This is a genomic window from Streptosporangium sp. NPDC087985 (assembly GCF_044741965.1).
GTDB lineage: Bacteria > Actinomycetota > Actinomycetes > Streptosporangiales > Streptosporangiaceae > Streptosporangium.
Window position 1 is genome coordinate 1 of the sequence record NZ_JBIUTQ010000068.1, and the last position, 1,214, is coordinate 1,214.

General features: G+C 75.7%; 1 pseudogene. It reads left to right on the forward strand.

Annotated elements, in window-relative coordinates:
* Positions 1-1,214 (forward strand): annotated as a pseudogene (locus ACIN94_RS32825) (serine/threonine protein kinase); the annotation flags it as partial.

Consider the following 1,214-nt stretch of genomic DNA (forward strand, 5'->3'; position numbering starts at 1 on the left):
TCGCCTACGCCGCGACCGGACAGCCCCCCTTCGAAGGCCAACCCGCCCACGTCATCGAAGGCCCCGCCAACCTCACCGGAATCCCTCCGGAGCTGACCGCTCTCCTCGCCGCCTGCCTCGACAAGCGACCGCACGGACGACCCGACACCAAAACCGCCATGCTCCGCCTCCTCGGCGAGGAGTCGGCGATCATGATCACCGGGGACCACGCGCTCCCGGACGTACCGCGGCATCCTGCCCCCGTCCCTCCCCAGACGGCCGCGCCGTCCGGCTGGGGCGCGCCGCCGCTCCCGCAGGACGCGGCTCCCCCGGCGCAGACACCGTCCGTACTGCAGGGGCCGGCTCAGCTCCGCGAGCGACCGAAGAAGGGCGGCGGCCTCACCCTCGTGCTGGCCGCCTGCGTCGGCGTGGTCGCCCTGCTGTCCGGGCTCGGGGTGTGGGCCGCCGGAAGCTACGGCTCCCTCGGCACCACCGAGCGGGCGGCGGCCAACGGGATGGCCCCCCACGCGTCGCTCGGGCTGGTCGGCCAGTCCCAGGACGCGCCCCCGGGGGACGGGGGCGGAAACGGGGGCGGGCAGGGCATCGGGAACGACCCGGTGGACAAGGTGACCGTACCCTGGGGCGCCACCGCCGATCCGCGGGTCCCGGATGTCGGGCCGCTGCAGCTGACCACGGAGACCCCGACGGTCCCGGTCCCGTCACTGAGCTCGCTCGTCGCCCCGCCGCCGATCCCGGCGAGCATCGCCCCCCCGGTGCCCGGCCCCACTCGGGCGCCCACGGCCGCGGCCACCACCGACGCGCCGTCCAAGCCGACCCCGACTGTGCCCGCCACCCCGGCACCGACCCCACCGGCGGCGGTCAAGCCGACCCCGATCCCGACGCCGACCGTGCCCCCCGCCCCGGTACCGAGCAGGCCGCCGACGCTCCCGGCCCCGACGCCGACAGCGGTCCCGACGGCCACCGCCAGACCGACGGTGGCCCCGACGCCCCCCTCGGCGGTGACCGTCAAGCCCACGCCGACACCGCAGCCGTCCTCGCCGGCCCCTCCGGCCTCGCGCCCCAACCTCTACAGCCCGCAGCAGGTCTGCGGCTCGGGCTACTACGTGCAGCGGTCGGCTCCCTTCAGCGGCGGAACCGTCTACCAGCTCTACAACACCTCCACCGGCTCCAACTGCGTGGTCACCATGAAGAGCACCGATGTGGGCACCGCCACC